General features: G+C 43.5%; 29 protein-coding genes and 1 riboswitch. Of the genes, 12 read left to right on the top strand and 17 right to left on the bottom strand.

The features are described from left to right. The first annotated feature begins 13 nt into the window (after positions 1-13). Together INP83_RS01025 and INP83_RS01020 are read left to right on the top strand one after the other, a co-directional pair. A complete protein-coding gene (locus tag INP83_RS01025) occupies positions 14-322 on the top strand; it encodes a glycine zipper domain-containing protein (protein ID WP_146272277.1) in 309 nt (102 codons plus the stop codon). Positions 323-606: 284 nt separating this feature from the next. Next, positions 607-969 (top strand): PleD family two-component system response regulator, encoded by a 363-nt coding sequence (locus INP83_RS01020; protein ID WP_146272278.1) that lies wholly within the window; start codon positions 607-609, stop codon positions 967-969. 131 nt (positions 970-1,100) lie between these two features. On the opposite strand, the gene INP83_RS01015 is transcribed toward INP83_RS01020, so the two are convergent. Further along, on the bottom strand, positions 1,101-2,168 hold the full coding sequence (locus INP83_RS01015) for a branched-chain amino acid aminotransferase (RefSeq protein WP_219125969.1): 1,068 nt from the start codon (positions 2,166-2,168) through the stop codon (positions 1,101-1,103). A gap of 159 nt (positions 2,169-2,327) precedes the next feature. Beyond that, entirely contained in the window at positions 2,328-3,314 is a 987-nt protein-coding gene (locus INP83_RS01010; RefSeq protein WP_255563221.1) for a tryptophan 2,3-dioxygenase family protein, read from the bottom strand. A gap of 78 nt (positions 3,315-3,392) precedes the next feature. After that, a riboswitch (Fluoride riboswitch) is annotated at positions 3,393-3,457 on the top strand. A 28-nt stretch (positions 3,458-3,485) separates the two neighbouring features. Here INP83_RS01010 and INP83_RS01005 point away from each other — a divergent pair. Next, complete coding sequence (locus INP83_RS01005) at positions 3,486-4,802, top strand: voltage-gated chloride channel family protein (RefSeq protein WP_219125968.1); 1,317 nt, start codon at positions 3,486-3,488, stop codon at positions 4,800-4,802. A gap of 66 nt (positions 4,803-4,868) precedes the next feature. Next, positions 4,869-5,348, top strand: a complete 480-nt coding sequence (locus tag INP83_RS01000; protein WP_219125967.1) for a universal stress protein — start codon at positions 4,869-4,871, stop codon at positions 5,346-5,348. A gap of 158 nt (positions 5,349-5,506) precedes the next feature. Here the strand turns inward: INP83_RS01000 and INP83_RS00995 are convergent, their stop codons facing one another. The 4 genes from INP83_RS00995 to INP83_RS00980 form a co-directional block, all read right to left on the bottom strand. Next, positions 5,507-5,779, bottom strand: a complete 273-nt coding sequence (locus tag INP83_RS00995) for a hypothetical protein (protein ID WP_219125966.1) — start codon at positions 5,777-5,779, stop codon at positions 5,507-5,509. A 155-nt stretch (positions 5,780-5,934) separates the two neighbouring features. Then, positions 5,935-7,248, bottom strand: a complete 1,314-nt coding sequence (locus INP83_RS00990; protein WP_219125965.1) for an HAD-IB family phosphatase — start codon at positions 7,246-7,248, stop codon at positions 5,935-5,937. Between the two features lie 219 nt (positions 7,249-7,467). Continuing rightward, positions 7,468-8,364 (bottom strand): SDR family oxidoreductase, encoded by an 897-nt coding sequence (locus tag INP83_RS00985; RefSeq protein WP_219125964.1) that lies wholly within the window; start codon positions 8,362-8,364, stop codon positions 7,468-7,470. Positions 8,365-8,453: 89 nt separating this feature from the next. Further along, positions 8,454-9,032: a Crp/Fnr family transcriptional regulator gene (locus INP83_RS00980; protein ID WP_219125963.1), complete on the bottom strand. Its 579-nt coding sequence runs from the start codon at positions 9,030-9,032 to the stop codon at positions 8,454-8,456. 83 nt (positions 9,033-9,115) lie between these two features. Between INP83_RS00980 and INP83_RS00975 the strand changes: the two genes are divergently transcribed. From INP83_RS00975 to INP83_RS00950, 6 genes are all read left to right on the top strand, one after another. After that, on the top strand, positions 9,116-9,688 hold the full coding sequence (locus INP83_RS00975; protein ID WP_146272286.1) for a Crp/Fnr family transcriptional regulator: 573 nt from the start codon (positions 9,116-9,118) through the stop codon (positions 9,686-9,688). An 80-nt stretch (positions 9,689-9,768) separates the two neighbouring features. Then, entirely contained in the window at positions 9,769-10,503 is a 735-nt protein-coding gene (locus INP83_RS00970; RefSeq protein WP_219125962.1) for an SDR family oxidoreductase, read from the top strand. Positions 10,504-10,599: 96 nt separating this feature from the next. After that, positions 10,600-11,370, top strand: a complete 771-nt coding sequence (locus INP83_RS00965) for a Ku protein (RefSeq protein ID WP_219125961.1) — start codon at positions 10,600-10,602, stop codon at positions 11,368-11,370. Positions 11,371-11,422: 52 nt separating this feature from the next. After that, positions 11,423-12,106: a hypothetical protein gene (locus tag INP83_RS00960; RefSeq protein WP_219125960.1), complete on the top strand. Its 684-nt coding sequence runs from the start codon at positions 11,423-11,425 to the stop codon at positions 12,104-12,106. 161 nt (positions 12,107-12,267) lie between these two features. Beyond that, positions 12,268-12,729, top strand: a complete 462-nt coding sequence (locus tag INP83_RS00955; RefSeq protein WP_146272290.1) for a PA2169 family four-helix-bundle protein — start codon at positions 12,268-12,270, stop codon at positions 12,727-12,729. 139 nt (positions 12,730-12,868) lie between these two features. Then, entirely contained in the window at positions 12,869-13,603 is a 735-nt protein-coding gene (locus tag INP83_RS00950) for an acyl-CoA desaturase (RefSeq protein WP_146272291.1), read from the top strand. Between the two features lie 122 nt (positions 13,604-13,725). Here the strand turns inward: INP83_RS00950 and INP83_RS00945 are convergent, their stop codons facing one another. Genes INP83_RS00945 through INP83_RS00920 form a run of 6 tightly spaced genes read right to left on the bottom strand, consistent with a single transcriptional unit; the run spans position 13,726 to position 19,810 of the window. Next, positions 13,726-15,072, bottom strand: a complete 1,347-nt coding sequence (locus tag INP83_RS00945) for a DUF58 domain-containing protein (protein ID WP_219125959.1) — start codon at positions 15,070-15,072, stop codon at positions 13,726-13,728. Between the two features lie 4 nt (positions 15,073-15,076). Beyond that, positions 15,077-16,054: a MoxR family ATPase gene (locus INP83_RS00940; protein ID WP_219125958.1), complete on the bottom strand. Its 978-nt coding sequence runs from the start codon at positions 16,052-16,054 to the stop codon at positions 15,077-15,079. Beyond that, complete coding sequence (locus INP83_RS00935) at positions 16,044-17,231, bottom strand: DUF4350 domain-containing protein (protein WP_219125957.1); 1,188 nt, start codon at positions 17,229-17,231, stop codon at positions 16,044-16,046. Before INP83_RS00935 ends, INP83_RS00940 begins: the two co-directional genes overlap by 11 nt. Then, positions 17,228-17,968: a DUF4129 domain-containing protein gene (locus INP83_RS00930; protein WP_219125956.1), complete on the bottom strand. Its 741-nt coding sequence runs from the start codon at positions 17,966-17,968 to the stop codon at positions 17,228-17,230. Before INP83_RS00930 ends, INP83_RS00935 begins: the two co-directional genes overlap by 4 nt. Continuing rightward, on the bottom strand, positions 17,968-18,867 hold the full coding sequence (locus INP83_RS00925; RefSeq protein WP_219125955.1) for a hypothetical protein: 900 nt from the start codon (positions 18,865-18,867) through the stop codon (positions 17,968-17,970). The genes INP83_RS00930 and INP83_RS00925 overlap by 1 nt, the downstream gene beginning before the upstream one ends. After that, positions 18,851-19,810 (bottom strand): stage II sporulation protein M, encoded by a 960-nt coding sequence (locus INP83_RS00920; RefSeq protein ID WP_146272297.1) that lies wholly within the window; start codon positions 19,808-19,810, stop codon positions 18,851-18,853. The genes INP83_RS00925 and INP83_RS00920 overlap by 17 nt, the downstream gene beginning before the upstream one ends. 91 nt (positions 19,811-19,901) lie before the next feature. Between INP83_RS00920 and INP83_RS00915 the strand changes: the two genes are divergently transcribed. Continuing rightward, positions 19,902-20,651, top strand: coding sequence for an RDD family protein (locus tag INP83_RS00915; RefSeq protein ID WP_146272298.1), 750 nt, complete (start codon positions 19,902-19,904; stop codon positions 20,649-20,651). Between the two features lie 6 nt (positions 20,652-20,657). Here the strand turns inward: INP83_RS00915 and INP83_RS00910 are convergent, their stop codons facing one another. Both INP83_RS00910 and INP83_RS00905 read right to left on the bottom strand, forming a co-directional pair. Next, complete coding sequence (locus tag INP83_RS00910) at positions 20,658-20,984, bottom strand: DUF2752 domain-containing protein (protein WP_219125954.1); 327 nt, start codon at positions 20,982-20,984, stop codon at positions 20,658-20,660. A 1-nt stretch (position 20,985) separates the two neighbouring features. Then, a complete protein-coding gene (locus INP83_RS00905) occupies positions 20,986-21,459 on the bottom strand; it encodes a DUF5684 domain-containing protein (protein ID WP_219125953.1) in 474 nt (157 codons plus the stop codon). Positions 21,460-21,561: 102 nt separating this feature from the next. On the opposite strand from INP83_RS00905, the gene INP83_RS00900 reads away from it, so the two are divergent. Then, complete coding sequence (locus tag INP83_RS00900) at positions 21,562-22,992, top strand: L-serine ammonia-lyase (protein ID WP_219125952.1); 1,431 nt, start codon at positions 21,562-21,564, stop codon at positions 22,990-22,992. 505 nt (positions 22,993-23,497) lie between these two features. Here INP83_RS00900 and INP83_RS00895 read toward each other — a convergent pair. From INP83_RS00895 to prfB, 3 genes are all read right to left on the bottom strand, one after another. After that, positions 23,498-23,806 (bottom strand): endonuclease domain-containing protein, encoded by a 309-nt coding sequence (locus tag INP83_RS00895; protein ID WP_219125951.1) that lies wholly within the window; start codon positions 23,804-23,806, stop codon positions 23,498-23,500. 167 nt (positions 23,807-23,973) lie between these two features. Beyond that, positions 23,974-24,888 (bottom strand): alpha/beta hydrolase, encoded by a 915-nt coding sequence (locus INP83_RS00890; RefSeq protein WP_219125950.1) that lies wholly within the window; start codon positions 24,886-24,888, stop codon positions 23,974-23,976. Positions 24,889-25,046: 158 nt separating this feature from the next. Then, a protein-coding gene (gene prfB, locus INP83_RS00885) for a peptide chain release factor 2 (RefSeq protein WP_219125949.1) occupies positions 25,047-26,136 on the bottom strand; the annotation gives its coding sequence in 2 pieces (ribosomal slippage) (positions 25,047-26,075 and positions 26,077-26,136; 1,089 coding nt in all). Positions 26,137-26,161: the final 25 nt, after the last annotated feature.

The following is a 26,161-nucleotide window of genomic DNA, read 5'->3' as shown; positions in this document are numbered from 1 at the left end:
AAATTATTTAACTATGAAAAGGATAACCATATTATGTTCAATGATGCTGGCATTTATGCTCAGTTTCAATTTAAATGCCGAAGCGCAAATTAGTAAACAAGGTAAAGGTGCCATTATTGGCGGTGCCGGTGGTGCCGTTGCAGGCGCACTTATAGGTAAAAGCGTTGGTGGTGCCGTTATTGGTGGTGCCATTGGTGCAGGTGGCGGTTACATTATTGGTAACGAAGCCCGTAAACGCGAAGAAAAACGCAGGCGTGCTGCTTACCTTGAGCGCCGCCGTGCATGGAAAAGAGCTCACCCGGGTAAAGCATACCCTTATTAATAGAACGACATTAGATAATGAAACCCTTTGCATCGGCAAAGGGTTTTTTTTGCCTTTAACTATTGATTATCAGTAGTTTTTATAGTTATTACAGCTAAAAGTCACCTTTGTGTTACCGCAGCGTAATTGTTTGGTGTGCAACATTTATATATTTAATATTAAGTATATTTGCAAAGCGTCATTTTAGCCGTTACCTCATATAATTTAAACAGTTTTTCAGCGTTTTTAGAGGCGTGTAAATACTTAAATACCTAAGAAAAACAGAATTGATTAAAACCCCTATAATGGTAAAGCGTATTTTAGTATTAGACGATAACCAGGACATCCTCGAGGTGGTGCATGAAACCCTTACGTACGAAAACTTTGAGGTAAAAAGTATTACCCGTGGTATTGATGTAATGCCCCTTGTTGAAGAATTTAACCCCGACCTAGTTATTCTGGATTACCGTGTGGCAGGAGCCAACGGCGGTGAGATCTGTCAGGCTATCAAAGCACACCCTAAGTTTGGTGATGTGCCCGTTATTATTTTCTCAGCTTATGTAAACCACTCGGCAGACCTGTTTGCCTATGGTTGTGATGCTATCATCAACAAACCGTTTGACCTTACAGAACTGGTTGAAAAAGTAAACGGCCTGATAAAAAATTAAGTACAAATCCCTTAAAGCAAAAAGCCCCATATCACACGATATGGGGCTTTTTGCTTTAGTACGCGTCATTGCGAGCGATAGCGTGGCAATCCTTGACTTACAGAGCGGATCTGCATGCACGAAATTATTACTTACACAATATAGTTCCAACCGTGTGTATCCTCGCCACGGCCGTATTTGATGGCATCCATCGTTTTAAATATCTTGTTAGAGAATTCACGGGAAGCAGGGTCGCTCAGGAAATATTCTTCGCCATCTACCACAAATGAAGCAACAGGGGCAATGGTAGCAGCAGTGCCTGCGCCAAAGGCATCGGTAAGTTTGCCGTTTTTAGCACCTTCGGCCAGTTCGGCTACAGAAAGCTTACGTTCTTCAACTGGGATACCCCAGTCTTTGGCTAATGTAATTACCGTATCGCGGGTTACGCCGTCAAGGATGGTGTCTTTTGCCTCAGCAGTTACCAGTTTGCCATCAAGAAGAAACATGGCGTTTGCAGCCCCCATTTCTTCAACATATTTATGCTCTTTGGCGTCCGTCCATATCAGTTGGTCAAAACCTTCTTCGGCAGCTTTGCGGCCCGGAAGCATTGATGCAGCGTAATTACCGGCCGCTTTTGCATAACCCATACCACCTTCGGCAGCGCGGGTATAATGTGTTTCTATTTTAACACGAAGCGGTTTTGAAAAGTACGGGCCAACTGGGCCAACCAGCACAACGTATTTGTAAGTTGCCGATGGTGTTACACCTAAATACGGATCGGTAGCGAACATGAACGGACGAATGTACATGGCATGGTTCTCTTTAGCCGGGATCCACTCACGGTCAAGATCAACCAATGCGGCAATGCTTTGTACAAAAACATCCTCAGGTATTGTTGGCATACAAAGGCGCTCTGCCGATTTGTTGAAACGGATAGCATTTTTATCCGGGCGGAAGATGGATACTGTACCATCTTCGTGCTTATAAGCCTTTATACCTTCAAAAAACGCCTGGCCATAATGCAATGCAGAAATAGCCGGACTCATAGCGATAGGGCCGTAAGGAACGATCTCAAAGTTTTTCCACTCGCCGTCGGCATAATCAGCCACCAGCATATGGTCAGAGAAAACTTTACCAAACGGCAGGTTGTCAAAATCGGTCTCCGCTAAGCGCGAATGAGCGGTTTTGGTTATTTTGATATCCAGTGTATCAGTGGTCATGGCAGTAAATTTTAACAGAAAATGCCAAGATAGGGATTTTAAAATTAAACATTGGGAAAGCGGCTACCATGAAATTATTGGCATCAATTTAACTTACACCCGGAATGACTAATAGAAAATCAATCTTGCCAACTGCGAACACAAAACTGCAAACTGAATTTATAGCTCGCTCACCACTTTATCAACCCATCCTTTACCCCATTCGGTTATTTCCTGTTCGCTCCATAATGATGGATAAAAAATGCGCTTCTGGAAACGCGGCGGCAGGTATTTTTGCCAGTTGGTGCCGCCTGTGGCCTTAATTTCTTCGGGCTTGCGGTGCAGGTAGCGCACGGCAGATTTGTAATGACTTAGCGGCCAGTTCACATTCACATTAATATCTAACTGGCGTAATTGTTCCTCAAGGGCCTTGGTGTTTTCGCCTTTGGCTTGCATTTGGTGAAGAAGGCTATTGAAGTTAGTATTGTGTACTAATTTGCCTAATTCGATAAATGTTTTGGCGTATTTCTTCTCGAACTGATTAAGCGTGAGTGTTTTCTTACCTGTAGATAATTCGGTAGCGCCATATTTCCAGTAGATCTGCTCGAATTGTTCTTCTACGGATGCGTTACTCAACTCATCGCGATGATGCGGTGCTACAATGTTTATAAAATCCGTAGCATGAATTTCGATCATGCGGTACTGCCCGCTCTGGAAACCACTGGCAGGCAGCAACGACATCCTGAACTGCAGGAATTGTTCTTTCTCCATGCCATCCACCATAATCTCGAAGGAATTGGTAAGCGCCTCAAAATAGCGGTTAATTCGTTTTACGCGGGCGGTAAAGAAATCAATCGTAAGGTTCTCCGCTTCGGCAATTTGCTTACACTCATGTAACGATAGCTTAAAATAAAGCTCCGTTATCTGGTGGTACATAATGAATATCTCCTCGTCCGGGAACTGCGTTTTAGGGCTTTGCAGGCTCAGGAGTGTATCCAGGTGAATGTAATCCCAATAAGTTAAAAAATCAGCATGCAGCAGGCCATCGAGGTAGGAGGTCATGTCCTGGCCCATGGCATCATATTTTTCCTGCAGCAGGTTTAACCTTTTTTCAATTTCGGGCGAGATACTCATGTGTGCAAAGATAGGACTTAAGTCAAAACTCAAAATTCAAAAGTAAAAAGGCTTCAACGTCGATCATTAATATTTTTTGGTTTTGACATTTGAATTTTTACTTTTGACTTATTCACAAAAGGCAATGGTGTTCTGCCTATTTGAACCGCTGCAAAGCTGATGACGCCTACTCAAATGGATTTTTTATTTATTTGCTTGTAGGCTATGTTCAAAAATATCATCTCAAAACAGTTAAATCTTTTAAGTTACCTGGTACGGTGGACGCTGATAAGTATCCCTTTGGCTGTTGCCATTGGCAGCGCTGTGGCGTTTTTTCTGTGGCTGCTTAGCTGGGCCACGCATTTCAGGTTTGGGCACACCTGGCTGTTGTACATGTTGCCGCTGGCCGGTGTTGTTATCCATCTGCTGTACAAATGGTATGGCCAAAGTGCCGAGCGGGGGAATAACCTCATTATCGACGAGATACATCAGCCGGGAGCAGGCGTGCCCAAACGTATGGCACCACTCATTTTGATCACCACGGTCATCACACATTTATTCGGAGGTTCCGCCGGACGCGAGGGTACGGCTGTTCAAATAGGTGGCAGCCTGGCCAATTTATTTGGCTCCTGGTTTAAGGTTAGCGAGGCTGATAAAAAGCTGATATTGACAGCAGGTGTAGCAGCCGGGTTTGGGGCCGTTTTTGGTACGCCGCTTACGGGCACCATCTTCGCGCTGGAGGTTATTGCCATTGGCCGGATCCAATATAATGCACTGCTGCCTTGCCTGATAGCGGCCCTTGTTGGCGATGTTACGGTATCTGCCTGGGGTGTGCATCATACACAATACCATATTGATGTAGTAAACGCAGGCAGTGATCTCTACGGGAAGCATTTACCCTTAAGTTTCATGTTGCTGGGAAAGGTTATTTTATCTTCTGCCATGTTTGGCCTGGTGTCAATGGCGTTTGCAAAAGGTGTGCATTTGGTTAAGAATACAGCCCTTAAATTAGTGAAGATCAACTGGCTTATTCCGGCTTTGGGCGGCGTAGTTATCATCGCCTTAACCTTTGCGTTGGGCAAGCCGGATTATCTTGGTCTGGGTGTCGAGGCTGAATATCCCGGTGCAGTCACCATTGTTTCTGCATTTAAACAAGGCGGAGCAGATGAATTGAGCTGGCTATGGAAACTTATTTACACATCCATAACCCTTGGCACAGGTTTTAAAGGGGGAGAGGTGACACCCTTGTTTTATATTGGTGCCACGTTAGGTAATACACTTGCCGATATATTGAACGCACCGGTAAGTCTATTTGCGGCGCTCGGCTTTATAGCAGTTTTTGCGGGAGCTACCAATACCCCCCTGGCATGCACGCTGATGGGGATCGAGCTATTTGGAGGGGAGTATGTCATTTTTTTTGCGGTGGCCTGCTTTACGGCCTATTTCTTCAGCGGCGAGCAAGGTATTTACTCCGCGCAGCGAACGGAGAGTTCAAAGTTAGGCGGCTATAGAAACAGGTTGTTTTCTAAATACAAATTTTAGTGCTGCATCAGCCAAACATATTTACTTCTAATTGCTTTTAGAATTAATTCTTAATCTCTGAAAAACATGAAGATCAGCCGTATTTTGATCGGTATAGATGATAGCAAATATGCTGAGTACGCAACCAGCTATGGCTTTGATTTAGCTAAAAACTTTAACGCTCACGTTGGGCTGGTGCATATCGTAGAACCTGCTATTAGTCCGGATACCGGCAGCGGTGCCGATAACCTGATGGGTATGCCTTTGCCTACGGCAGATTACAATGATGTTACTGTTATGGAGATACAGCGCGAACATGCTGACAACATCATCCACCAAACCATAGCAAAATATGGTAAAGGAGTAGAGGTAACCCATTTTAACGAATTCGGCTCAACTGCTGACGGGATCCTCAATTGCAGCGAGGAATTTAAAGCCGACCTTATAGTGATAGGTACGCACAGCCGTTCAGGTATCGACAGGCTGTTGATGGGCAGTGTAGCCGAAACGGTTATCCGTAACGCAAAGGTACCTGTATTGGTAGTGCCATTAGGGGAGAAGGATTAGCTTACTTTGAACGCTATTACTTTTTGCTTGATCAAAAAGTAACCAAAAAATCAAGTCAGCAAAGATGCTTCTTTCCCGCACGAGGCCTTTGCGCTGCGAGCAGTCAGAACCACGGGCTGCAAAATCTTGCCGCCACTTCGTTCGTTCACGCCATCGCTTCAGGCAAGTATTGCTATGCCCTTGCCATCGCACAAGGCCACCATTGTTCTGCCCGCTTTCGCCAGAAGCTTTTTTGCTGACGCAAAGAAAAGAAAGAAAAATACAGTTTGATTATAGAGATGAACCCAACGTAACCGACCAAATGCTGCATAGCGTAACGTGCGGATAGTACAGGCATTGCTGAAGCAGAAACTTTGTAGCGCGTTACCGTAGCAGCGAGTTTTTTCTTTGGTTACTTTCTTTTTTGCGGAAAAAAAGAAAGTAACATCCACAAGCACTCAAATTATCCACTACCGTCCCTAATGAAGAACTATCTATGAGATTATTGATGTTTTTAATTAAAGAGTATTGTATCAATGAGCTCCCTGCGGTCGGTTGGCCACGCTGCGCTCGCAATGACATGGTTAATAATTAAAGAGAATCAGTTTTAGTAGAGCAACCTAAACTTTATAGTATGCTCAATAGCCTTTAGCTCATTTAATACCTGTGTATCGTAACCGGCGTCAACGTCGGTAATTACATAACCAATTTGCGGATTGGTTACCAGGAACTCGCCCACAATATTAATGTTATGGTTGGCAAACACTTCATTAATTTGTGCTAATATACCCGGCACGTTCTTGTGGATATGTATAAGGCGGTGAGCGTTGTTAATGCGGGGTGGCTGCAGATCAGGGAAATTGCAGCTCATATGGGTTTTCCCCTCGTTCATAAAAGCAATAACCCGCTTAGGTATAAAGTCGGCATTGCGGGGGTTTTGCTTATAATCATCAAAAATGATAATTCCTTTTTGGCCGGCGGCCTCGGCCAGTTTTTTGCTGGCTACTTTACCAAAACAACCAATAACTTTTAACCTGCCGGCGTGTTCCAATTGCTCAATGGTGGGTTGATGATGATCGTCACAAAAAAGCACACCTGCTTCTTCCAGGTATTTATCCTCAATGGTAGGCTGGTGGCGGATGTTGTAACCTTCGCGTTTCATCTGGCTAAGGGCCTCCTCGTCTATATCGCCTACCACCAAACATTTAATGCGGTTTTTAGGGTACGAGATAGCACGCGGCAGTTTATTAATGTACAGGAACTCATCAAAGCTCGGTGTAATGTGGTCCGCTTTTTCTGCCACCGATTTACGTTCAATATTCTCTGTAAAGGCAAAGAACTTTTTGATCATGCCCGACTCTTTCAACTGAAAATCAGAATAGCCATCACCAATGCCGTAAATGTCGCCTTGCAAATTAAGCTCTTTAAGCAACTTCACCTTGCCGCCCTCCTGCGAAAGCGGGTTTTCTTTATCGTAGCCTATGATGTTTCCCTCGTCATCAAATACAAAGGTATTGGCATAAATATTCTCTTTTTTGATATGGTACTCGGTAACAACCGGCGTGATAAACTCCTTAAACCCGCCCGAAACGATCAGCACTTCATCCTGGTGTTTTTTAAAGAATACCGTGTTACGGGAAAAAGACGTAGACACCTTCTTTTTTAAATGGCTGATGAGCATTTTAAGATGCTCGCGGTTGGCGCAAAGTAACTTTACCCTTTGCTGCAAACTTTCGGTAAATGACAGGCGGCCTTCCATTGATGCATTGGTAAGGTCTTCTATCTGTTTATAGATGTCCTCGCGGTGCGGATGGTTTTTTAGCGAAATACGGGCCAACTCATCCAATGCCTCCACCTGGGTAAAGGTGCTGTCGAAATCTATGATAAAGTACTGCTCAGTTTTTTCAGGCTGCGACGTCATAGCGCAAAAATGCAATTTTTAGTCTACCTTTTTAATAGAAATTTGATAAAAGCAACAGGGCTATGCTCCTTTCTGCTGCAGGAAGCAAAAAGGGTAAAAAACAAAAAACAAACCCCTCTTTTCGCGCAGCGAAGAGAGGGGTTACGAGCGTAGCGATGTTTGGGTGAGTAAACTCTACGTGCTAATTAACATTAGCACTGCAGCTTTTGCATCGAACGTTTATTTAAAATAGATACCTGCTTCCAGGTCTTCTAAAAGCTTAGGCCCTGTCGGGTCCCAGCCCAAGGTTTCGCTTGTAATTTGGTGGGATGTAGGGTTATCTAATGTTACAAAGTGTTTCATCCAGCCAAAATGTTCTGTAGCCTCATCACCGGTTTTTGATACTACCGGCAGGTTCAAATGGCGGCCTATTACCTCTGCAATATCTTTCAACTGTACACCTTCTTCTGATGATGCATGATAATTTACATCATCAGCCGCTTTCTCTAAAGCCAATACGTAAAGCCGGGCAGCATCAAGGCGGTGTACGCCTGTCCAGCGGTTGGTGCCACCATCAACATAGGCCGATATGCCTTTTTCTTTTGCCAGTCTTACCAGCATCGGTACAAAACCATGATGGTCGCCCTCGCCGTGTACAGATGGTGATAAACGCACGATGGAAACTTTTATACCTTTTTTGGCAGCTGCACGGGCAGCATCTTCAGTTGCTACACGGGGGAATTGCTCTGCCGTAAAAGATGGCTGCTTATCTTCAGTTGCCAAACCATTGCCCGATAACAGGGCTGTGCCTGAGGTAATGATGAAAGGGCGGTTTGAGCCCTCCAATACCGAAGCAATAGTTTCTATAACCCTGCGGTCTAACTCGCAACTGGCTTTAAAATTTGAAAAATCATGTACAAAGCCGCAATGGATAACGGCATCGGCGGCGGCAGCGCCTGCCTTTACGCTCTCAATATCTTCAAGTGAACCGCGATGCACATCAGCACCTGCATTGGCAACAGCCTGTGCAGCTTCATCTGAACGGGCAAAACCAAGTACCTGGTGCCCTGCTTTTATTAACTCCCTGATAACGGCTGAGCCTACAAAGCCCGAAGCGCCGGTGACAAATACTCTCATTGTTAATGTGTTATTTTATAAGTAAATCAATAACACAAATGTCTATAACGGCGCCCCCTAAAAAGAGGACATTTGTCCCTATTTTATCTTTATCGTTTTACTTGCGCATGCCTTACCCGTGTTAGTGTTTTAAGCGATACACCCAGATAGGAAGCCACCATGTGCAGCGGTATCCTGTTAAAAATATCGGGGTAGGTACGCACAAAATCATCATAACGTTCTTCAACGGTGGCGCTCATGGTGTTAAACACACGTTCGCGTGTCATGGCCAGGTTACGGGAGATGATATTTTCACTGTAAACTTTCAATTTTGGGATGGCTACAGATAGGGACACAAAATCGCGTTTGGCCCAAAGCAGCAGGTGAGCATCTTCTACGGCTTCAATATTGTAAAGCGTTGGTGTGCTATTGTTAAGGCTTTCAGGTTCGGTCATCCAATGATGTTCGGGCGCAAAATACATGTTGTGCTCGCTGCCGTCATCGCGGGTGCGGTATAGCCTAAGCATGCCTTCAAATATGAATATTTTATGGCGGCATATCTCACCGGCCTGCAACAGCATATCTTTACGGCGCACCTTTTTTTCAGTAGCCACCGATAACATTAAGCCGATCTCTTCATCGTTAAGGTTGATGTATTCCTTTGCGTAATCCCTGAAGCTATTCATCATGTCAAAAATAACGAAAATGCTGATTTAATGTTGGCTAACAAGATCATTACCTTAAGTTGTATTTCATTAAATATATTTGTTTTGTGGGTAACGCGCTAATCAATTTTTTGCAGCAACATCGGTTTTTTACCAAGGAAGAAGAGGACACTATTAAGGGTGCTTTTGAAACCAGAAGTTACCATGAAGGTGATCATCTGTCAGACGTGGGCAAAATTTGCCGGGAGTTATTCTTTATTTGTGACGGCATACTTCGTATCACTTCTGTAAACCAAAAAGGTGTTGAGCTCACTCATTTTTTTCTTAAGGAAGGCTCATTCTGCACAATTCTGTACAGCTTTAACAATCATAAGCCCGCAGATGAGGGCATCCAGGCTGCATGCGATACAGAGGTGTTAGCCATTAATAAAGACCAATTGACAATACTTTTTGCAAAGCTGCCGGGCTTGAAAGAGCTGATAGACCGTGTTACGCAGGAAAAACTGCTTGAGAAAATAAAAACACGTAATGCATTTTTGGGCGAGGAGTCTGATGCGCGTTACCAGCTCTTTTTAAAACAGCAGCCTGATGTTGCAAAACGTGTTGCGCTAAAGGATATCGCAAGCTATTTGGGTATTACACCGCAATCTTTAAGCCGTATCAGAAGAAATAGTAAATAAGCTTACTATCTTTTATTACCATATGTTAAGTGTTTTAACTGCTGCAGCGGCAGAACTTTGTGTCCATAATTTAAAAGATCATGGAAAACAAATTGAACAGCCTTACAGGAAAAAAAGTAATTATTTTAGGCGGTAGTACAGGTATAGGTTTCTCCACAGCAGAGCTGGCCGCACGGGAAGGTGCTGAGGTAATTATTGTATCAAGCAATCAGCAGCGCATTGATGCAGCGCTAAGCAAACTACCGGCAACTGCAACCGGCCACGTTGTTGATTTAAGCATTCACCAAAATATTAGCGATTTTTTTGATACCATTGACACATTTGATCATTTAGTATATACTGCAGGTGAGAATCTTAAACTTAATGTAATAGCAGAAACAGACATAGCATTAGCACAACAATTTTTCAATATCCGTTATTGGAGTGCTTTTGCTGCTGTTAAATATGCATCAAGGCGCATTAATGCAGGTGGATCGATCACCTTAACCAGCGGCAATGCCGGGGCAAGGCCAAGTGCAGGATGGGGCGTTGCATCAAGCATTTGTGGCTGTGTTGAAGGGTTTACGCGTGCAATGGCGGTTGAACTTGCACCTATACGTGTTAATTGCGTTACCCCCGGTGTAGTAAAAACCAATTTATGGGATGGCATACCCGAGGCAGATCGCATTGCAATGTATATAAACTTTTCTAAAACTTTGTTAGTTGGCCGCGTTGCAGATGCGGATGAAATTGCGCTTACCTACGTTTACTTAATGAAACAACAATATGTTACAGGCCAAAGCCTTGTAGTTGATGGTGGGGGTGTGCTTGTTTAGAAAAATTTAACAGCGCTTGCAACAAAGTTTATGGCAGCGGTTTAAAACTCTTTACTGATCATCATAGTTATATCAGTTCACATCAACTGTAACACTATGAGATCGATTTGGAAGGGTTCATTAGGCTTTGGGCTGGTTAGTATACCGGTGAAGCTTTTTTCGGCAGTGCAAACCACATCGCTTGATTTTGATATGCTTGATGGGCGCGACCACGAGCGTATACGCTACCAGCGCGTTAATGAGAAAACCCACAAAGAGGTGCCTTATGATAAGATAGTAAAGGGTTTTAAACTTAATGATGACTATGTAATAATGGATGATGCCGACTTTGAGGCGGCCGCCCCGGAGAAAAGCAAGGTGATAGAAATTGAAAGCTTTGTTGACATTGACGAAGTGAACCCGATGTTCTACGAAACATCTTACTACACCGAGCCGGATACTAAAAACAACAAAGCTTACGCGTTATTGATACAGGCCTTAAAACAATCGGGCAAGGCGGGGCTGGCGCGGTTTGTTTTACGTAGTACCGAAAGCCTTTGCATTGTGCACCCGGTAGAGAACGTGCTGGTGGTTACCCGCATACGTTTTGGCCAGCAGATACGCAGTACTGAAGACCTTAACCTGGCTGATGATGTCAAAGTGAGCAAAAAAGAGCTTGACATGGGCCTGGCGCTGATAAAGCAATACGCAGAGAAATTTGATGTTTCTAAATTTAAGGATGAGTATACCGGCGAATTGCTTAACATCATCAAGCAGAAATCTAAAGGCAAGCGGGCAACCATCAAAAAACTTAAACCGCATAAAACAAAAAGTAACGATCTGTATGATCAGTTAATGCAAAGTTTGCAAACAAAAAAGGGTGCTTAGATTTTCTATGGTTTTTTTATCTTTATGGCGAGCTAAACCAACTATATCACAATTGAAAAAGTACCTTTTATCCATCCTGTCGATACTTACGCTTTCTTACAGTGCCTGTAAACAAGATACAGCAGAGCTTGAAGCATTACGCCTTAAAGTAGAGAACAAAAAAAACGGAGGTGGAGGTAACAATGATAGTTACCTGCCAACCACTAAAGGAAGTTCATGGACCTATCAAAGTGACATGAAGGGCAGCACCGAACTATCCACATCTTATCTTACCGGTGCCATCACATCTATAAACGGGCAAAATTATTATGAGCTAAAAACCACCGCGTTGGGCAAAGAAAGCATTGGTTATTATTTTGTGAAGGATAAGAAATATAAAGTGAGATCCGCTACGGTTGAATCAAACACCATGTTAGAGTTTTTTATACTTGATGATAATTTACCTGATGGCGGTGAGTGGACGGCAACAATGACAGCTGATGGTTCGGTTAATGGGGTGCCCGGCCGTACCAAAAACAAGATCATTGAATCGGGCATTACGAAAACCGTGCTCAATAAAACCTACAAAAACGTTGTTCATACGCACATCATTGTACAATATGACCTTGGTAGCGGATTTCAGAACTTTGTAGATTACGATTTTTACCTTGCTAAGGGTGTAGGGGTTATAGAGACAGATACTAATTTCGGAACCTACAAAACCTCATCTTACCTATCTGATTATAGTATAAAGTAGCATTTAAAAGGTAAACCATGACGGCTATTACTATAGCCCGGCAGCTATTTTTTGTAATTATTAAACGATTGTGTATAATCTTTTTTGTAATTTTTTTAATTTGAAATTAATCGTGGCATAGTGGTTGCAATGATATCATAAACATCATAAAAACTACCATTATGGAAACTACAACAGAAAAATCAGTAGAAGTATTAAACGATTTAATAGAAATTAATAACGACCGTATTGATGGTTTTACCCGCGCATCAAAAGACTTAGGTGAAGGCGATTTAGATCTGAAAGCGGTATTTGATAAATTTGCAAGCGATAGCCGTAAAAACGTACAAGAGCTAAGTGCGGCAGTGGGCCAGTTAGGCGGCGAATTAGAAACAGGTAATTCTGTAAGCGGTACATTACACCGTGCATGGATAGATGTTAAAGCTACCTTTAGCGGCCATGATCGTAAAGCGATCTTAGATGAGTGCGAGCGCGGTGAAGATGCTATTAAAAAAGCATATCAGGATGCATTATCAGAAGATAATGGCTTATCACCACAATTCTCAGAATTGTTAACCCGCCAGCAACAAGATATCAATGAAGGCCACGATAGCATCAAAGCGCTACGTGATATGCATTCATAATTAAGACAAATAATTTGTAATCATAAAGAGCTGCCTGTAAAACGGGCAGCTCTTTGTTTTTTGGCTTTTTTAGAAGTACTTAGGGCATTATGTTGTACCTTTGCGGTCTTAATTAATAACCCTGATAATTTAATCCATCGTGATCATCTTAATATTTTTCCTTGCCCACTGGTTCTTGTCCCTGTTCTTTCAAACCTTTTTTCTGCACAGGTATGCATCTCATAAAATGTTTACCACTCACAAGGTTTTTGAACGCATATTTTACGTAATGACCTACGTTTTCCAAGGGTCGTCATACTTAAACCCGCGTGCCTATGCCATTATGCACCGGGAGCATCATGCCTACAGCGACACCGAGAAAGACCCGCACTCACCACACTTTTTTAAGGATGTTTTCCAGATGATGTGGTATACTGCGCAAACTTACAAAATGCACGAGCGCCGTTTAAAAGAGCCAGAGGAGCGTTTTAGAGGTAATTATCCCGAGTGGAAATTCCTTGACGTAATTGCCTCTTCAATGGTATCACGCATTGTTTTTGGTTTACTTTATGTTGCCTTTTATGTGGAGTTTGCAACAGCCTGGTGGATGTTCCTTTTGCTACCTATCCATTTTTTAATGGGCCCATTGCACGGCGCAATTGTTAATTGGTGCGGGCACAAGTACGGTTACTCAAATTTTGATAACAACGATAAATCAAAAAACACCACACCGTTTGATTTTTTGATGTTAGGCGAGTTATTTCAAAATAATCACCATAAACGCCCAAACAGTGCAAACTTTGGTGCTAAATGGTATGAGATAGATCCTGTGTACCCGGTAATGAAACTGATGCACTGGGCTAAGATCATTAAATTGAGAAAAGCATACGCATAGTTAAGCTTAAAGAAAACTAAGAGGCGAAAGGTGATGAACTTTTCGCCTTTTTTGTTTTAGAATTACGGCGCTGTTTAACGAGTGTATACGCAGAGAAATCTCCGCAGATGCCTTTCGGGCGTTTAAATCCTCTGCCTTGCCTTCAACTCCAGGTAGCGGTTAACGGTATTGACGGTTAGATTTTGCGGAGCGGTTAAAATAGACTGTATGCCATGACGGGCCAGTTCTCGCACGATAAGTTTTTTATCGTAAGCAAACTTTTCGGCGATGGTTTTTACATATATGCCTTCAATATCTTTGGCAGGCTCTTCGGTAAGTTGTTTGAGCTCGGTGTTCTCAAAAAACACTACCAGCAATAAGTGGTAACGGGCAATGCGTTTAAGAAAGGGCAGTTGCCGCTGCAGGGCACTCATGCTTTCAAAATTGGTAAAGAAAACGATGAGGCTGCGTTGCTTTATCACATTGCGGACAGTTGCATAAAGCGCTTCCATATTTGCCTCAAGATAACGTGTCTTCTCTTTATAAAGCACCTCTAAAATTCTGTTGATCTGTGCATGGCGCCTATCAGCAGGAATAACAGAGCCGACCTTTTCAGATAGTGTGATCAACCCGGCTTTATCCTCTTTTAGCAACGCAATGTTCGACAATACCAGGCTGGTATTTATGGCATAATCGAGCAGGCTTAAACCATCAAAAGGCATTTTCATGGCGCGCGATTTATCTATCACGCAGTAAACCTGTTGTGATTTCTCATCAGTATAAAAGTTGGTCATCAAGCTGCCGTGGCGGGCTGTAGCTTTCCAGTTTACAGATCTTACATCATCACCCGCTACATAAGGCTTTATCTGCTCAAACTCCATGCTCTGCCCAAGGCGGCGGATCTTTTTGATACCGATCTCATTGAGCCTGTTTGATATCGCCATCAATTCATACTTGCGCATCTGCAAAAATGATGGGTACACCGGCAGTACTTCGGGTTGGTCAAAATTAAAACGGCGGCTTACCAAACCCAATGCAGATTGCACAAACACCCTTAAGGTGCCAAATTCATATTCGCCGCGTTTAACAGGTCTAAGATTATACCGGATAAGTTTCCTTTCGCCGGGCTGCAAAGCTGTTTTGAACCAAACATCGCGTTTCTGAAATTGTACGGGTATCTCATCAATGATACCGGCCGATACCTTAATAGGATAACGGCTTTCGATATGTATAGTTATCTCGTTCTCGTCGCTATTGCTCAATCTCTCAGGCGAAAGGCGTTTGGCCAAAATCGATTTGGATGAGCGATAAAGCATGATAAGATCTGTAATTATCAGCAATATCAGCAGCAGAAAAGCTACTTCGGGTACTAACCCCAACCAGGGGAAAAAGAAGGACAATAAATATAGCAACGCACAGATTCCCAAACCGGCGAATAGTCGCCCGGTTAAGAACAGGTTGGTATAAAACAGATTAAAAACTTTTTTCACCCGCTTAACGTGGTATTTCTATTTTTTGAATGATCTGTGCAATAACATCGTCGGCGGTAAGGCCTTCCATCTCTTTATCTGGTGTTAGCATAACGCGATGGCGTAGTACCGGAGTTGCAACCTTAACAATATCATCAGGAGTAACAAAATCGCGGCCGGCAATGGCTGCAACGGCTTTTGCTGCATTAACTACCGCTAATGATGCCCGTGGGGAACCGCCAAGATATAGTGATTTATTATTACGTGTTTCGTGAATAATGCGCGCTGTAAAGGCAATTATCTTTTCCTCTACATGCAACCCGCGGACTGTTTGCCTTAATGCAACAATATCTGCGCCTTGTAATACCGCGTTGATGTGCTCGAGCTGGTCGGCAGTTTTTTGCTGATGCTGGCGGCTGATGATTGAGATCTCCTCCTCAAGGGAAGGATAGCTGATATCGATCTTAAACAGAAAACGATCCAGTTGTGCCTCAGGCAGGCGATAAGTGCCTTCCTGCTCAACCGGGTTTTGGGTGGCTAAAACAATAAAAGGTTCATCCATTTTGTAAAGCTCTCCATCCATAGTGATCTGCCGCTCTTCCATCACCTCAAACAAGGCCGATTGTGTTTTTGCAGGCGCACGGTTTATCTCGTCAATTAAAATGATGTTACCAAAAATTGGCCCGCGCTTATACTCAAACTCTCCTGTTTTGGTATTGAATACAGAGGTTCCCAAAACGTCAGAAGGCATCAGATCGGGCGTAAACTGTATGCGCGAATATTGGGCATCGATCGACTTTGCAGCCAGCTTTGCAGTAAGGGTTTTGGCAACACCGGGCACCCCTTCTATCAGGATGTGGCCATCTGCCAGTATACCGGCAATGATCAGTTCTATAACGTGCTGCTGCCCTACAATGATCTGCGCAAGCGAAGCTTTTATATTTTCAACGGCTGCATTTAATTTGCTAAGGTCTGTCCGTTGTTCAAAGTTTTCATTTTCCATATGATGGTGCGGTTTGGCTGTAAAATTTCTCCATTAATCTGTTTATTTCAATAAGTTCGGCATCTGATACTTTTGTCTGGTGCAACACAAAGCGCATATGATTGATAAGATCATGGCCCAGCTTTTCTTCGACACCGGTTTTTTTTATAAAAACATTCAGAAAATCATTATCAAACGTGCCTGTTTTTAAGTTGTAAGTATTGCGCAGATGTTCTAAAAAATAGGTGATCTTTTTAACGGCTATGTCGGTATTATCGCGCTGCTCGTAATAAAGGTTGCCTACCACAGTGACAAAGCCTAAAGTGGCATTTTTTAAAGGATCAACAACAGGTATGGGGCGTTGCCTGCGTTTGATGTTGTACAAAACAAACAGCAGGGTAGCCGCCAGGCTGATGTAATAGGCCCATTGCAGGCCCGGGTGTCTGAAAAATACTCGAATAGGCGATTCGTCTTCCAAAATGTCGCTGTTCTGATATTGGTCCCAATATATATGGTCAGAAGTAGGAATGTAGGATAAAACCCTGTCTGCAAATGCTGCACCACCGGGTTTAACCATGCAGTAATTGGTAAGCAACTGTGGGTTGGCCATTAACAACAAGCTGCCCTTGCCAAAATTGTATTTAAGATAGGTAGCGTGTTTATAATTGTTTTGCGTAAGTACCACGGCCTTTGTGGTGTCAAACCCCGAAAAGTACTGCGTGGCTGTAAACTTATCTGTTTTAAGGCCTGCAGCTTGTTTGATCTTTGGATTGGTGAAATTTACTGCTGGATTTTTTTTATCAAACTCATAGCCGGTGTTTACCTTAAGCGAATCAGTAAGTGAGCCATCCCAATTTAAAGCCGATATAAATACCGTATTGCCCGCACTGATGTACTTTAATAGCGCTTTGGTGTCTGTTTTGTTGAAACTGGCAGTTTTGGCAATAATGATGTAGTTGCCGCTTTGTAAAGAAGAATCAGTAAACACATCATACGGCGATTGGTTGGTACGCTTGATTGTTGCATCCGGAAAAATATCCTTGAGCCTGTCAAAAAGAATAAAGTTACCAAACGGTGTTTTGCTGTTGTAACGCAGATCAACCTGCCAGTTAATAGGGGCCGGTTTATTATATTCTGCCACCAGGTAAACAGTTAGCAGCACCAATATGCCGATGCTGTAGAATTTAAGGTCTTTCATGGTCGGCCTCCTTTAAAATCAGCAAACAGTTTGCTGATGTGGCCATAACCGCTTCCGGTCACGGCGAAATCGCCGTACCAAACATATTCAAACTGCCAGGTGATGTTTTTGAAAGGGCCTTGCGCAGGGTTATTGTTCAACTCCTGTACATAGGCCTGGTTAGTTTTATTAGGCTGCCAGTCTATTAAATTATTATCGCTTAATTGCTTAAGAGCCCTTAAGTATAGCAGCCGCACAGCAAGTTTGTAGTTACCTGCAGAAGCAGCTGTCTCAATATCTTTTTCAAAATCTATCTCGTGTATATTCTCGTCAAGTTCGGTATAAGCTATACCTGCTTTACGTGCCCCTTTGCGGAAGATATTGATATCGATACCGGCAGATTTAAGTATTACCAGTATCAATGCGGCAATGCCGCCTATAATTATTATGTATTTTATTAGCACCCCTGCCCATTTCCAAAAATTGGAATAGCCGGTTTTGGTTTTACCCCAATCAAACAAACTCCAGAACCATCGCCAAAATCTTGTCCATAAAGATGGGCCGCTATAATCATCTTTGTAAATAAACTCCTTTTGTTTTTTGTAGTTATTGATAGCTGCTGTATCTATATGTCGCAACGTAACAGATGCAGTATCCAACCTTATTACAGCCGGTACCTTTTTGGCCGCAATAGTATCGGGCTTAGCATTAGCTATTGAAGCGGTTAGTAAGAGAAAGATAAGGAGCAGGTAACGCATTAGTATTCTTCTGCCGGCAAGTTATCGTTGTTACTGTTAGTTCCCAGGTTATTGATACGCTCTAATAAGCTGGTGCCCTCTTTACTTTCTGATAAGTTGTAATAGCACAGGCCAAGCGTAACCATTGGCACTATGTAGCAAACTAAACTTATCATCTGTAAGGCAACTGTTACGATGGGTGTAATAATGCCGAAGTTATTTAAGGCGGTTGTGGGCCTTAATAGTGTTGCCGATATGCCCAGGAAAGCCGCAGGCAATGATATGGCCATTACTATGAAATACATAATTATCCATGATACCAAAATTGCGCCCGCAGTTAGCCACCAATTATTCCGTATCAGCTGAAAACTGCGATTGAAGGAATATCCGAAACTTCCGTTTTCCATGATCATGATAGGAAAGATAATACCAAATATTGGGAAAAGGTATATACCCGGAATAATGCAAAGCGCAAAACCGATGATCAATAATACCGTTATTACTAAGGTTGCCAGGATGGTTCTGCCAAAATAGTATTTCATGTAACCCCATACCTCCGCACTTGTTGGTTTGATGTTGCCTTTTTGCTTGTAGAGCGCCATGTAGCCGATGATGCTTAACACGCTTAATGCACTACCAATTATCATCAACCCCATGCCTGCAAAATACTTTACACCAAATAAGTTGAGTTTATCAAAACTATTATAGGTTGCCGGCCCCTCCTGTCCAAAGCTTGATGCTGCATTAACCATTTGGTATTGCTGCATAGCAATCAGCGCTGCACCTGCAAAATACACCACACCACAAAACAGGTACAGGTTTTTCACAAGGTCTTTAAAGTTCTGTTTGATAAAGGTGAAGGTATCGTTAATGATCTCACCAAAATCTCGGGTTTTGGCTAATTCAATTTTCGGTTGCATGTTTAGTTTGTTTATAGATCTTATTAGGGTAAAGTACCACGTACCAAATTAAAAATAAAAGGGATGCTGCAAGGATGCCCGAACTAAGCCATACGGGCATTTCGGTATGGCGGGTTACAAAGCCTTCAAAAAATGCGGCCACAATAAATATAGGCACCAGGCCTATCGCTATTTTCATCCCCTCGGATGCACCTTTTTTAAGCGACTCCAATCTTCCGAAGGTTTTAGGGAATAAAAAGCTGTTGCCCATTACCATCCCTGCTGCGCCTGCAATAACTATCGCAGCTATCTCCAGCGTACCGTGTATCCATATTACTAATACAGATTGCATGCCCAGGCCCTTACTAAAAAAGAAGTATTGGAACGAACCCAGCATAAGCCCGTTGCGGAAAAGGAAATAGATGGTACCAACAGAGCAAAGTATACCGCTTGCAAATGTAACCAGCGATACGTAGATGTTGTTAATGGCGATGCTTGCAAACATCATCGCTTCTGAGCCCTGCTTGTAAACACCAAACGGGTCGCCTTTGGCAATGTTCTCATTGGTCATATCCACATAGCCATCCCCCATGATCAGCCTTACAAAATTGGTGTCATATTTTGCAGAAAGAGCGCCCATCAGGCAAAACGTTATAAAAAATATAAAGGCATACAATAACTGCCGCTGATGCTTTTTGAAAAGCAAGGGTAACTCCAGCCGCCAAAAGGTAACAAAGCGGTTGCTGTTCTCGCGCTTGTTCTTGTAAATAGACTGATGGAATTTTGACGCCAGCCCGTTCAGATAGGCGGTTGTTTTTGATTTGGGATAAAAGGTTTTTGAATATGCCAGGTCATCCGTTATCTGGATAAAACTATCGGCAAGTTCGTCGGGCGTTTTTTGGGTCGATTCTTCAAAGCGCGCCCATTTATCGGCATTTTGTTTTACAAATAAGGGTTCGCGCATTGGGTGATGGTCAGGGTTTTTACAGGACGGTAAATTAATCACAAAAGTTTTATAATTCAACTTAATTTATGCAATTTGAGAAGATAATTTTATGAATACCGTAACCGTTACCACAGCCCAGAATATTGATATTGACTACGAGCTTGCCGGCCTCGGCGAGCGGATAGTTGCCCGCATTATCGACCTCGCCATTTTTGGATTCGTTTTCTTTTTTGTAATGATAACCGGTATTGCATCTGGCTTATCAGATCTTTCAAATGGCGTTTTGCTCATCATCTACGGCGCTTTATTTGTGTTTTATGATCTTATATGTGAGTTGAGCATGAACGGCCAGTCCATCGGTAAAAAGGTGATGAAGATACGTGTGATAAGTGCCGATGGTGCCCGACCAAGACTGGGGCAGTACCTGCTGCGCTGGTTAATGCGGATAGTTGATTTTGGTATTGGCGGCGGTGTTATTGCGCTGATAGCAGCTGCGGTAAGCGAGAAAGGGCAACGTCTTGGTGATATGACGGCCAATACTATTTTGGTTCGCACTGTTCCGCGTACGGATGCCAGCAAGATTGCCTTTAAGCCTTCTGATCTATCTTATGAGCCTGTTTTTAAAGAAGCATCGCAACTAACAGACCGTGATGTTGAACTGATAAATGAGGTGATATCAGCCTACGTTAAAACTAAGAACAGCGTTATTGTTTACAACATGGCCAGCAAACTTAAAGAGCATCTTGGCGTGCAGCCGCCGCAGGGAATGAATGATATGCAGTTTCTGCAAACTTTGCTGCGCGATTACACTCATTTGATAGCAGCGTCTGATACAGATTACAGATCAGTAATGTCTTAATAATTCTTACAAACCGGCTATCTTGATAACATAGCTTACCAGTATAATGCTGCCCGTGATCATGAATAGTGTTTTTTTGATAACTGCCGATGGTTTGTCCAGTTTATATATACTATCTGCAAGCCACCACAAGGCGGTAAGCAATATTGGTATAGCAGGAGGGTATAATGAGAAGCTTTCATGTAAATTACCCTTGATGAGTGCTACAACAGCACGCTGAAAACCGCATCCGGGGCAATCAATGCCGGTTAGATATTTGAATGGGCAGGGGAGTAAATGACCCTGCAGCCAGTTGATGAACAACAAACTGCAGGGTATATTTTGCAAAGCCATCTTAAACTTGCGAAGGTGGTGTTGGTGGTGGCGGATTAAACGGATCGCGGTAATCTATCCCAGGATCATATGGCCTGAAACCAGCCATGCCTAAACCAGCAGGACCTACGTAACGGTAATTGCCAAAGCCGAGGATCGGATAGAAAATCATAGGTAAAAATATTAGTCCTATAGTGAAGCCTTCAGACTGCCCAAAGCTTTTGCTGAGCAGGTTTATCATCCATACGGCAAACACAATGTTTACGCAAGGGATCAGCAGCATCAATAGCCACCACATTGGCTTGCCAATGATCTCGAGCATAACAATTATATTGTATATGGGAATGATGGAAGCCCAGCCTGGTTTGCCGGCTTTTTCATAAACCTTCCACATGCCAATAACACTAATGAGCCAAACAATTAAAGCAGGGATAGCCAACATTCCTAAGAATGCACCAATGACGTACCCGGATTGATACGCGTCGTAATTTTCCATTTGTGATTTTGAGTTTTAAGTGTGCCTCAAATTATCAAATAATTAGTAAACACGGTCCTTTTACAGAAAAATAATCTGTTTTTAATTCACTAATTTTGGCTCATGCAGCAACGCGAGCAGATCTCCGTATTCGATATGTTTAAGATTGGCATCGGGCCATCAAGTTCGCATACGCTTGGCCCCTGGCGGGCGGCACAGCAGTTTGTTAATTTGCTTAAAGATCGGGAAGCGTTAGACGACGTAGTGCAGCTACAAATACTACTATACGGATCGCTTGCCAAAACAGGAAAAGGCCACGGCACAGATATAGCTATTTTACTTGGCCTAAGCGGGGACGACCCGGTTACTTTTGAGGTTGATAAAATAGATACTAAAATTGCCGAGATCACCAACTCTCATAAGCTGCATTTAGGTGGTTTACGCTATATAGATTTTTCCGTTGCTAATGATCTGCTGTATCTTTTTGCCGAGAGCCTGCCCTTTCACCCAAATGGTGTTACTTTCCAGGCATTCTTAAAAGATGAGACTGCAATTTCTGGTACTTACTACTCCATTGGCGGTGGCTTTGTAGTTAAAGAAGGTGAACAAAGCACCCACAGAACAGAGGTTGACCTGCCTTTCCCTATAGACACTGCCGGCGACCTGTTACACTGGTGCCGCAAAACCGGCCTCAAAATTTCTGAGGTGGTTATGGAAAATGAGCTTGCCTGGCGCAGCGAACAGGAGACCCGCAAAGGTGTACTGGATATTTTCCGCGTGATGCAGGAATGTATGTATCGCGGATGCCATACTGCGGGTTACCTGCCCGGCGGTTTAAACGTTGCCCGCCGTGCATCTAAATTAAACAAGCGCCTTGTAAAAGGTATAGCTTATAACGATTATAATAGCTGGGTTGATGCCATGCGCCAAACCGGCCATGGTTTCCAAAACATACTGGATTGGGTAAGCTGTTTTGCCTTGGCTGTTAACGAGGAGAATGCCTCATTTGGCAGGGTGGTAACGGCACCCACCAACGGTGCCGCGGGTGTTATCCCTGCAGTGCTGCAATACTTTATCTCGTTTTGCGATGGCTTTAGCGAGGAAAAGATCATTCAGTTTTTGTTCGTTGCATCAGAAATAGGCAGCATCTTTAAAAAGGGCGCAACCATTTCGGCAGCAATGGGGGGGTGCCAGGCAGAGATCGGCGTATCATCGGCTATGGCTGCGGCAGCGCTGACCGAGTGTCTTGGCGGCAGCCAGCGCCAGGTATTAATGGCAGCCGAAATTGCCATGGAGCATCACCTCGGCATGACCTGCGACCCTATAGGTGGATTGGTACAGGTGCCTTGTATCGAACGCAATACAATGGGCGCTATTAAAGCCATTACCGCCAGTCAGCTTGCCCTGCAAAGCAATCCGGATAAAGCCAAAGTGAGTCTGGATGCTGTTGTGAAAACCATGTGGCAAACCGCACAAGACATGAACTCCAAATATAAAGAAACCGCCGACGGTGGTCTGGCGATTAATATCCCGATAAGCTTGCCGGAGTGTTAATAAGTAACCACGTCTGTGCGACCGTTATGGTGCATAGACACACCCCTGACCCCTCTCAAGAGAGGAAGTATGATTGAATAATAAAGGATAACATTTCAAAGCCGACTAAATTCCCCTCTTGAGAGGGGGTGCGGAAAATGAAATTTAGCAATACCTTTCATGGGGTGTGTAATTTTAATTAGCATGGCTTGTAGACACACCGCTGACCCCTCTCGAGAGGGGAAGCAAAACTTTGATTGTCAAAATTTACTGTTAAAAACCGAGACATCAGTCCCCCTCTTGAGAGGGGATGCAGTCACCTCAATTAAGCATTACCTTTCCTGGGGTGTGTAACTGTAATTAGCATGGCATACAAACACACCCCTGACCCCTCTCGAGAGGGCAAGTATGTTTTAATTGGCATGGTTATTTTTAATTGATTCTTTAGTCCCCTCTTGAGAGGGGTTAGGGGTGTGTTCTTCTATATGATTAGCAATAGTTCGCAAAACATTAAACACATCTTCCCTCACCTCCGTTTCTGTAAATCGAAGATAATCAATCCATATTTAGCGAGCTCTTGATCCCTAAGCGTATCTAATTTTACTTGCTCTTCTATTGAGTGATACCTTCCGTCCAACTCAATTACTAAGCTCAGTTCCGCGCAATAAAAATCAACGATGTAATTTAACAGCGGTTTCTGGCGGTGAAAATCGAACCCGATTTTATTGCTACGTAATTCTTGCCATAGCTTTATTTCGCCAGGTGTTGCATCGTTGCGTAACTTTTTTGCTATTGCTTTGAGAGATGGATGATACGGGATAATTTTTCTTTTCATAAACACACCCTGCCCCCTCTCAAGAGGAGAAATATGTTTGTTAACTTTATTTTTGCCGGACGAACGCACGCTTTTCTTCGCGGCGGGTCACATCGATTTACGTTCACGAGCGTTCACGGTGTTCACAAGTGTTCATGGCGTGAACGTGAACACCTGTCAGGACTAAGCTATTTACTTAACCAACCATTATCATCCATCCAAACTACCGCCCAACTAAACCATTTGGCCTTGCTTCTGGGGTTATTTAGGCCAAAACCATGACCGCCTTTTGGGAACAGGTGCATTTCTGCCGGTACTTTGTTTTGGAGGAGCGACTGATACATCATTAAGCCATTTTCCACAGGCACCACATCATCATCCTCCGCGAAAACGATAAACGTTGGTGGCGTGTTGGGTGTAACTTGCTTCTCGTTAGAGTACAGGTCTATTTGATCCTGGCTTGCATCTTTTCCAATCAGATTTTCGCGCGAGCCTACGTGCGCTTTAGAACCGAAAGTGATAACCGGGTATATCAGCATCATAAAATCCGGTCGAACGCTGATATTATCTTTATTGTTAATAACTACTTTGTCAAAATGGGTCCCTTCAGTTGAGGCCAGGTGCCCGCCGGCCGAAAAACCCATAATGCCGATCCTGTTCGGGTTTAAGCCCCATTTGGCAGCACCTTGTCTAACTATTTGAATAGCGCGCTGGGCATCCTGCAATGGTCCGATGCTTTTATCGGTCATGATGCTGTCGCTGGGCAGTCGGTATTTGAGTACGAATGCCGTTACACCTATTTTGTTAAACTCTTGCGCAACGGCTGATCCCTCGTGCGCTGAAGCCAGGCCTGCGTAACCGCCACCGGGGCATATCACAACAGCAGTACCATTGGCCGTGCCTTTTGCCGGCAGGTAAGGGGTAAGGGTTGGTATGCTCACTTTTGCTATCCACGACCTCTGGTCGATGGTTTCTTTGTAAGTTGCCGGTGTTGGCTTTGAATTAGGAACGCCGTTAGGATATAATGGCAGCGGAGTTTGTTGCTGTGCAAATGCAGTTAGCGTGGATGCTGTAAAAAGCAAAGCAGTCAAAAAGTTTTTCATTACTAAATAATTGGCAAAAGCAAGGTACACATCTGCTAACAAAAAACGATACTACGGTTTGCAGTATCGTTTTAAAAATATCACTTTAGAGTTTACTTACGCCGACAGCGCTACGTTTGTCGACCCTCTCTTCACTTCGCGGAAAGGGTGGGGTAAGCTTATTTACTTCCGCCGAATTCCATTAAATAAGCTTTCAGAAATTCATCAAGTTCGCCATCCAATACAGCCTGTGCGTTTGATGTTTCGTGGTCGGTGCGCAGGTCTTTCACTAATTTGTATGGATGTAACACATAGTTACGGATCTGGCTGCCCCACTCGATTTTCTTTTTGTTACCCTCTATTGCGTTTGTGGTTTCCTGACGTTTACGCATCTCTATCTCATACAATTGAGATTTTAATAAACGCATTGCGTTATCCTTATTCTGCAATTGCGAGCGCGATTCCTGGTTTTTGATAATGATACCCGATGGTTTGTGGTAAAGACGAACAGCAGTTTCAACCTTGTTCACGTTTTGTCCACCGGCACCACCAGAACGGAAGGTTTCAAACTCTATATCGGCCGGGTTTATCTCTATTTCAATAGTATCATCAACTAACGGGTATACATATACTGATGCAAACGAAGTATGGCGCTTGGCGTTGGCATCAAAAGGAGAAACGCGCACCAGGCGGTGTACACCGTTCTCACCTTTTAAATATCCGTAAGCAAAATCACCCTCAAACTGCAGGGTAACGGTTTTAACACCGGCTACGTCACCTTCCTGGTAGTCCTGTTCGGTAACTTTGTAGCCATTCTTTTCGCCCCACATAATGTACATACGCATCAGCATGCTGGCCCAGTCGCAGCTTTCGGTACCACCGGCACCCGCTGTTATCTGTAGTACTGCATTCAACTGGTCTTCTTCGGCACTGAGCATGTTTTTGAATTCCAGCTCTTCAACGGCGGTAACGGCGTTATCAAACTGCTCTTTCATTTCCGCCTCGCTGGCATCGCCGGCCTGGTAAAACTCAAACAGTACGTTAGTGTCTTCAACAATTGATGATACCTTCTGAAAAGCATCGGTCCAAACCTTTTTGGTTTTGATAGAAGCAAGCACTTTTTCAGCTTCTTTAGGATGGTCCCAAAAGTTTGGGCCTATGGTTATATCCTGTTCTTTCTGCATCGCATCGAGTTTGGTATCGATGTCAAAGATGCCTCCTCAGGGACGTTACTCTGTCCCTTAAATCCTGGATGTTTTCTTTAGTCATAGAGGCAAATATAAGAAAATGATAG

Source organism: Mucilaginibacter sp. 21P (genome assembly GCF_019331605.1).
Taxonomy (GTDB): domain Bacteria; phylum Bacteroidota; class Bacteroidia; order Sphingobacteriales; family Sphingobacteriaceae; genus Mucilaginibacter; species Mucilaginibacter achroorhodeus.
Note: the sequence above shows the minus strand (reverse complement) of the source record. Positions and strands in the feature narration are given on the sequence as shown.

Bases quoted from the DNA above. Each gene is read 5' to 3' on its own strand.
- INP83_RS00955 (WP_146272290.1), top strand. From the start codon at position 12,268: ATGGAAACTACAACAGAAAAATCAGTAGAAGTATTAAACGATTTAATA.
- INP83_RS00980 (WP_219125963.1), bottom strand. From the start codon at position 9,032: ATGATGAATAGCTTCAGGGATTACGCAAAGGAATACATCAACCTTAAC.
- INP83_RS00905 (WP_219125953.1), bottom strand. From the start codon at position 21,459: ATGGAAAATTACGACGCGTATCAATCCGGGTACGTCATTGGTGCATTC.
- INP83_RS01020 (WP_146272278.1), top strand. From the start codon at position 607: ATGGTAAAGCGTATTTTAGTATTAGACGATAACCAGGACATCCTCGAG.
- INP83_RS00925 (WP_219125955.1), bottom strand. From the start codon at position 18,867: ATGCAACCGAAAATTGAATTAGCCAAAACCCGAGATTTTGGTGAGATC.
- INP83_RS00915 (WP_146272298.1), top strand. From the start codon at position 19,902: ATGAATACCGTAACCGTTACCACAGCCCAGAATATTGATATTGACTAC.
- INP83_RS01005 (WP_219125968.1), top strand. From the start codon at position 3,486: ATGTTCAAAAATATCATCTCAAAACAGTTAAATCTTTTAAGTTACCTG.
- INP83_RS00990 (WP_219125965.1), bottom strand. From the start codon at position 7,248: ATGACGTCGCAGCCTGAAAAAACTGAGCAGTACTTTATCATAGATTTC.
- INP83_RS00935 (WP_219125957.1), bottom strand. From the start codon at position 17,231: ATGAAAGACCTTAAATTCTACAGCATCGGCATATTGGTGCTGCTAACT.
- INP83_RS00890 (WP_219125950.1), bottom strand. From the start codon at position 24,888: ATGAAAAACTTTTTGACTGCTTTGCTTTTTACAGCATCCACGCTAACT.
- INP83_RS00910 (WP_219125954.1), bottom strand. From the start codon at position 20,984: ATGGCTTTGCAAAATATACCCTGCAGTTTGTTGTTCATCAACTGGCTG.
- INP83_RS00965 (WP_219125961.1), top strand. From the start codon at position 10,600: ATGAGATCGATTTGGAAGGGTTCATTAGGCTTTGGGCTGGTTAGTATA.
- INP83_RS00920 (WP_146272297.1), bottom strand. From the start codon at position 19,810: ATGCGCGAACCCTTATTTGTAAAACAAAATGCCGATAAATGGGCGCGC.
- INP83_RS01025 (WP_146272277.1), top strand. From the start codon at position 14: ATGAAAAGGATAACCATATTATGTTCAATGATGCTGGCATTTATGCTC.
- INP83_RS00985 (WP_219125964.1), bottom strand. From the start codon at position 8,364: ATGAGAGTATTTGTCACCGGCGCTTCGGGCTTTGTAGGCTCAGCCGTT.
- INP83_RS00970 (WP_219125962.1), top strand. From the start codon at position 9,769: ATGGAAAACAAATTGAACAGCCTTACAGGAAAAAAAGTAATTATTTTA.
- INP83_RS01015 (WP_219125969.1), bottom strand. From the start codon at position 2,168: ATGACCACTGATACACTGGATATCAAAATAACCAAAACCGCTCATTCG.
- INP83_RS00895 (WP_219125951.1), bottom strand. From the start codon at position 23,806: ATGAAAAGAAAAATTATCCCGTATCATCCATCTCTCAAAGCAATAGCA.
- INP83_RS01000 (WP_219125967.1), top strand. From the start codon at position 4,869: ATGAAGATCAGCCGTATTTTGATCGGTATAGATGATAGCAAATATGCT.
- INP83_RS00900 (WP_219125952.1), top strand. From the start codon at position 21,562: ATGCAGCAACGCGAGCAGATCTCCGTATTCGATATGTTTAAGATTGGC.
- INP83_RS00940 (WP_219125958.1), bottom strand. From the start codon at position 16,054: ATGGAAAATGAAAACTTTGAACAACGGACAGACCTTAGCAAATTAAAT.
- INP83_RS00930 (WP_219125956.1), bottom strand. From the start codon at position 17,968: ATGCGTTACCTGCTCCTTATCTTTCTCTTACTAACCGCTTCAATAGCT.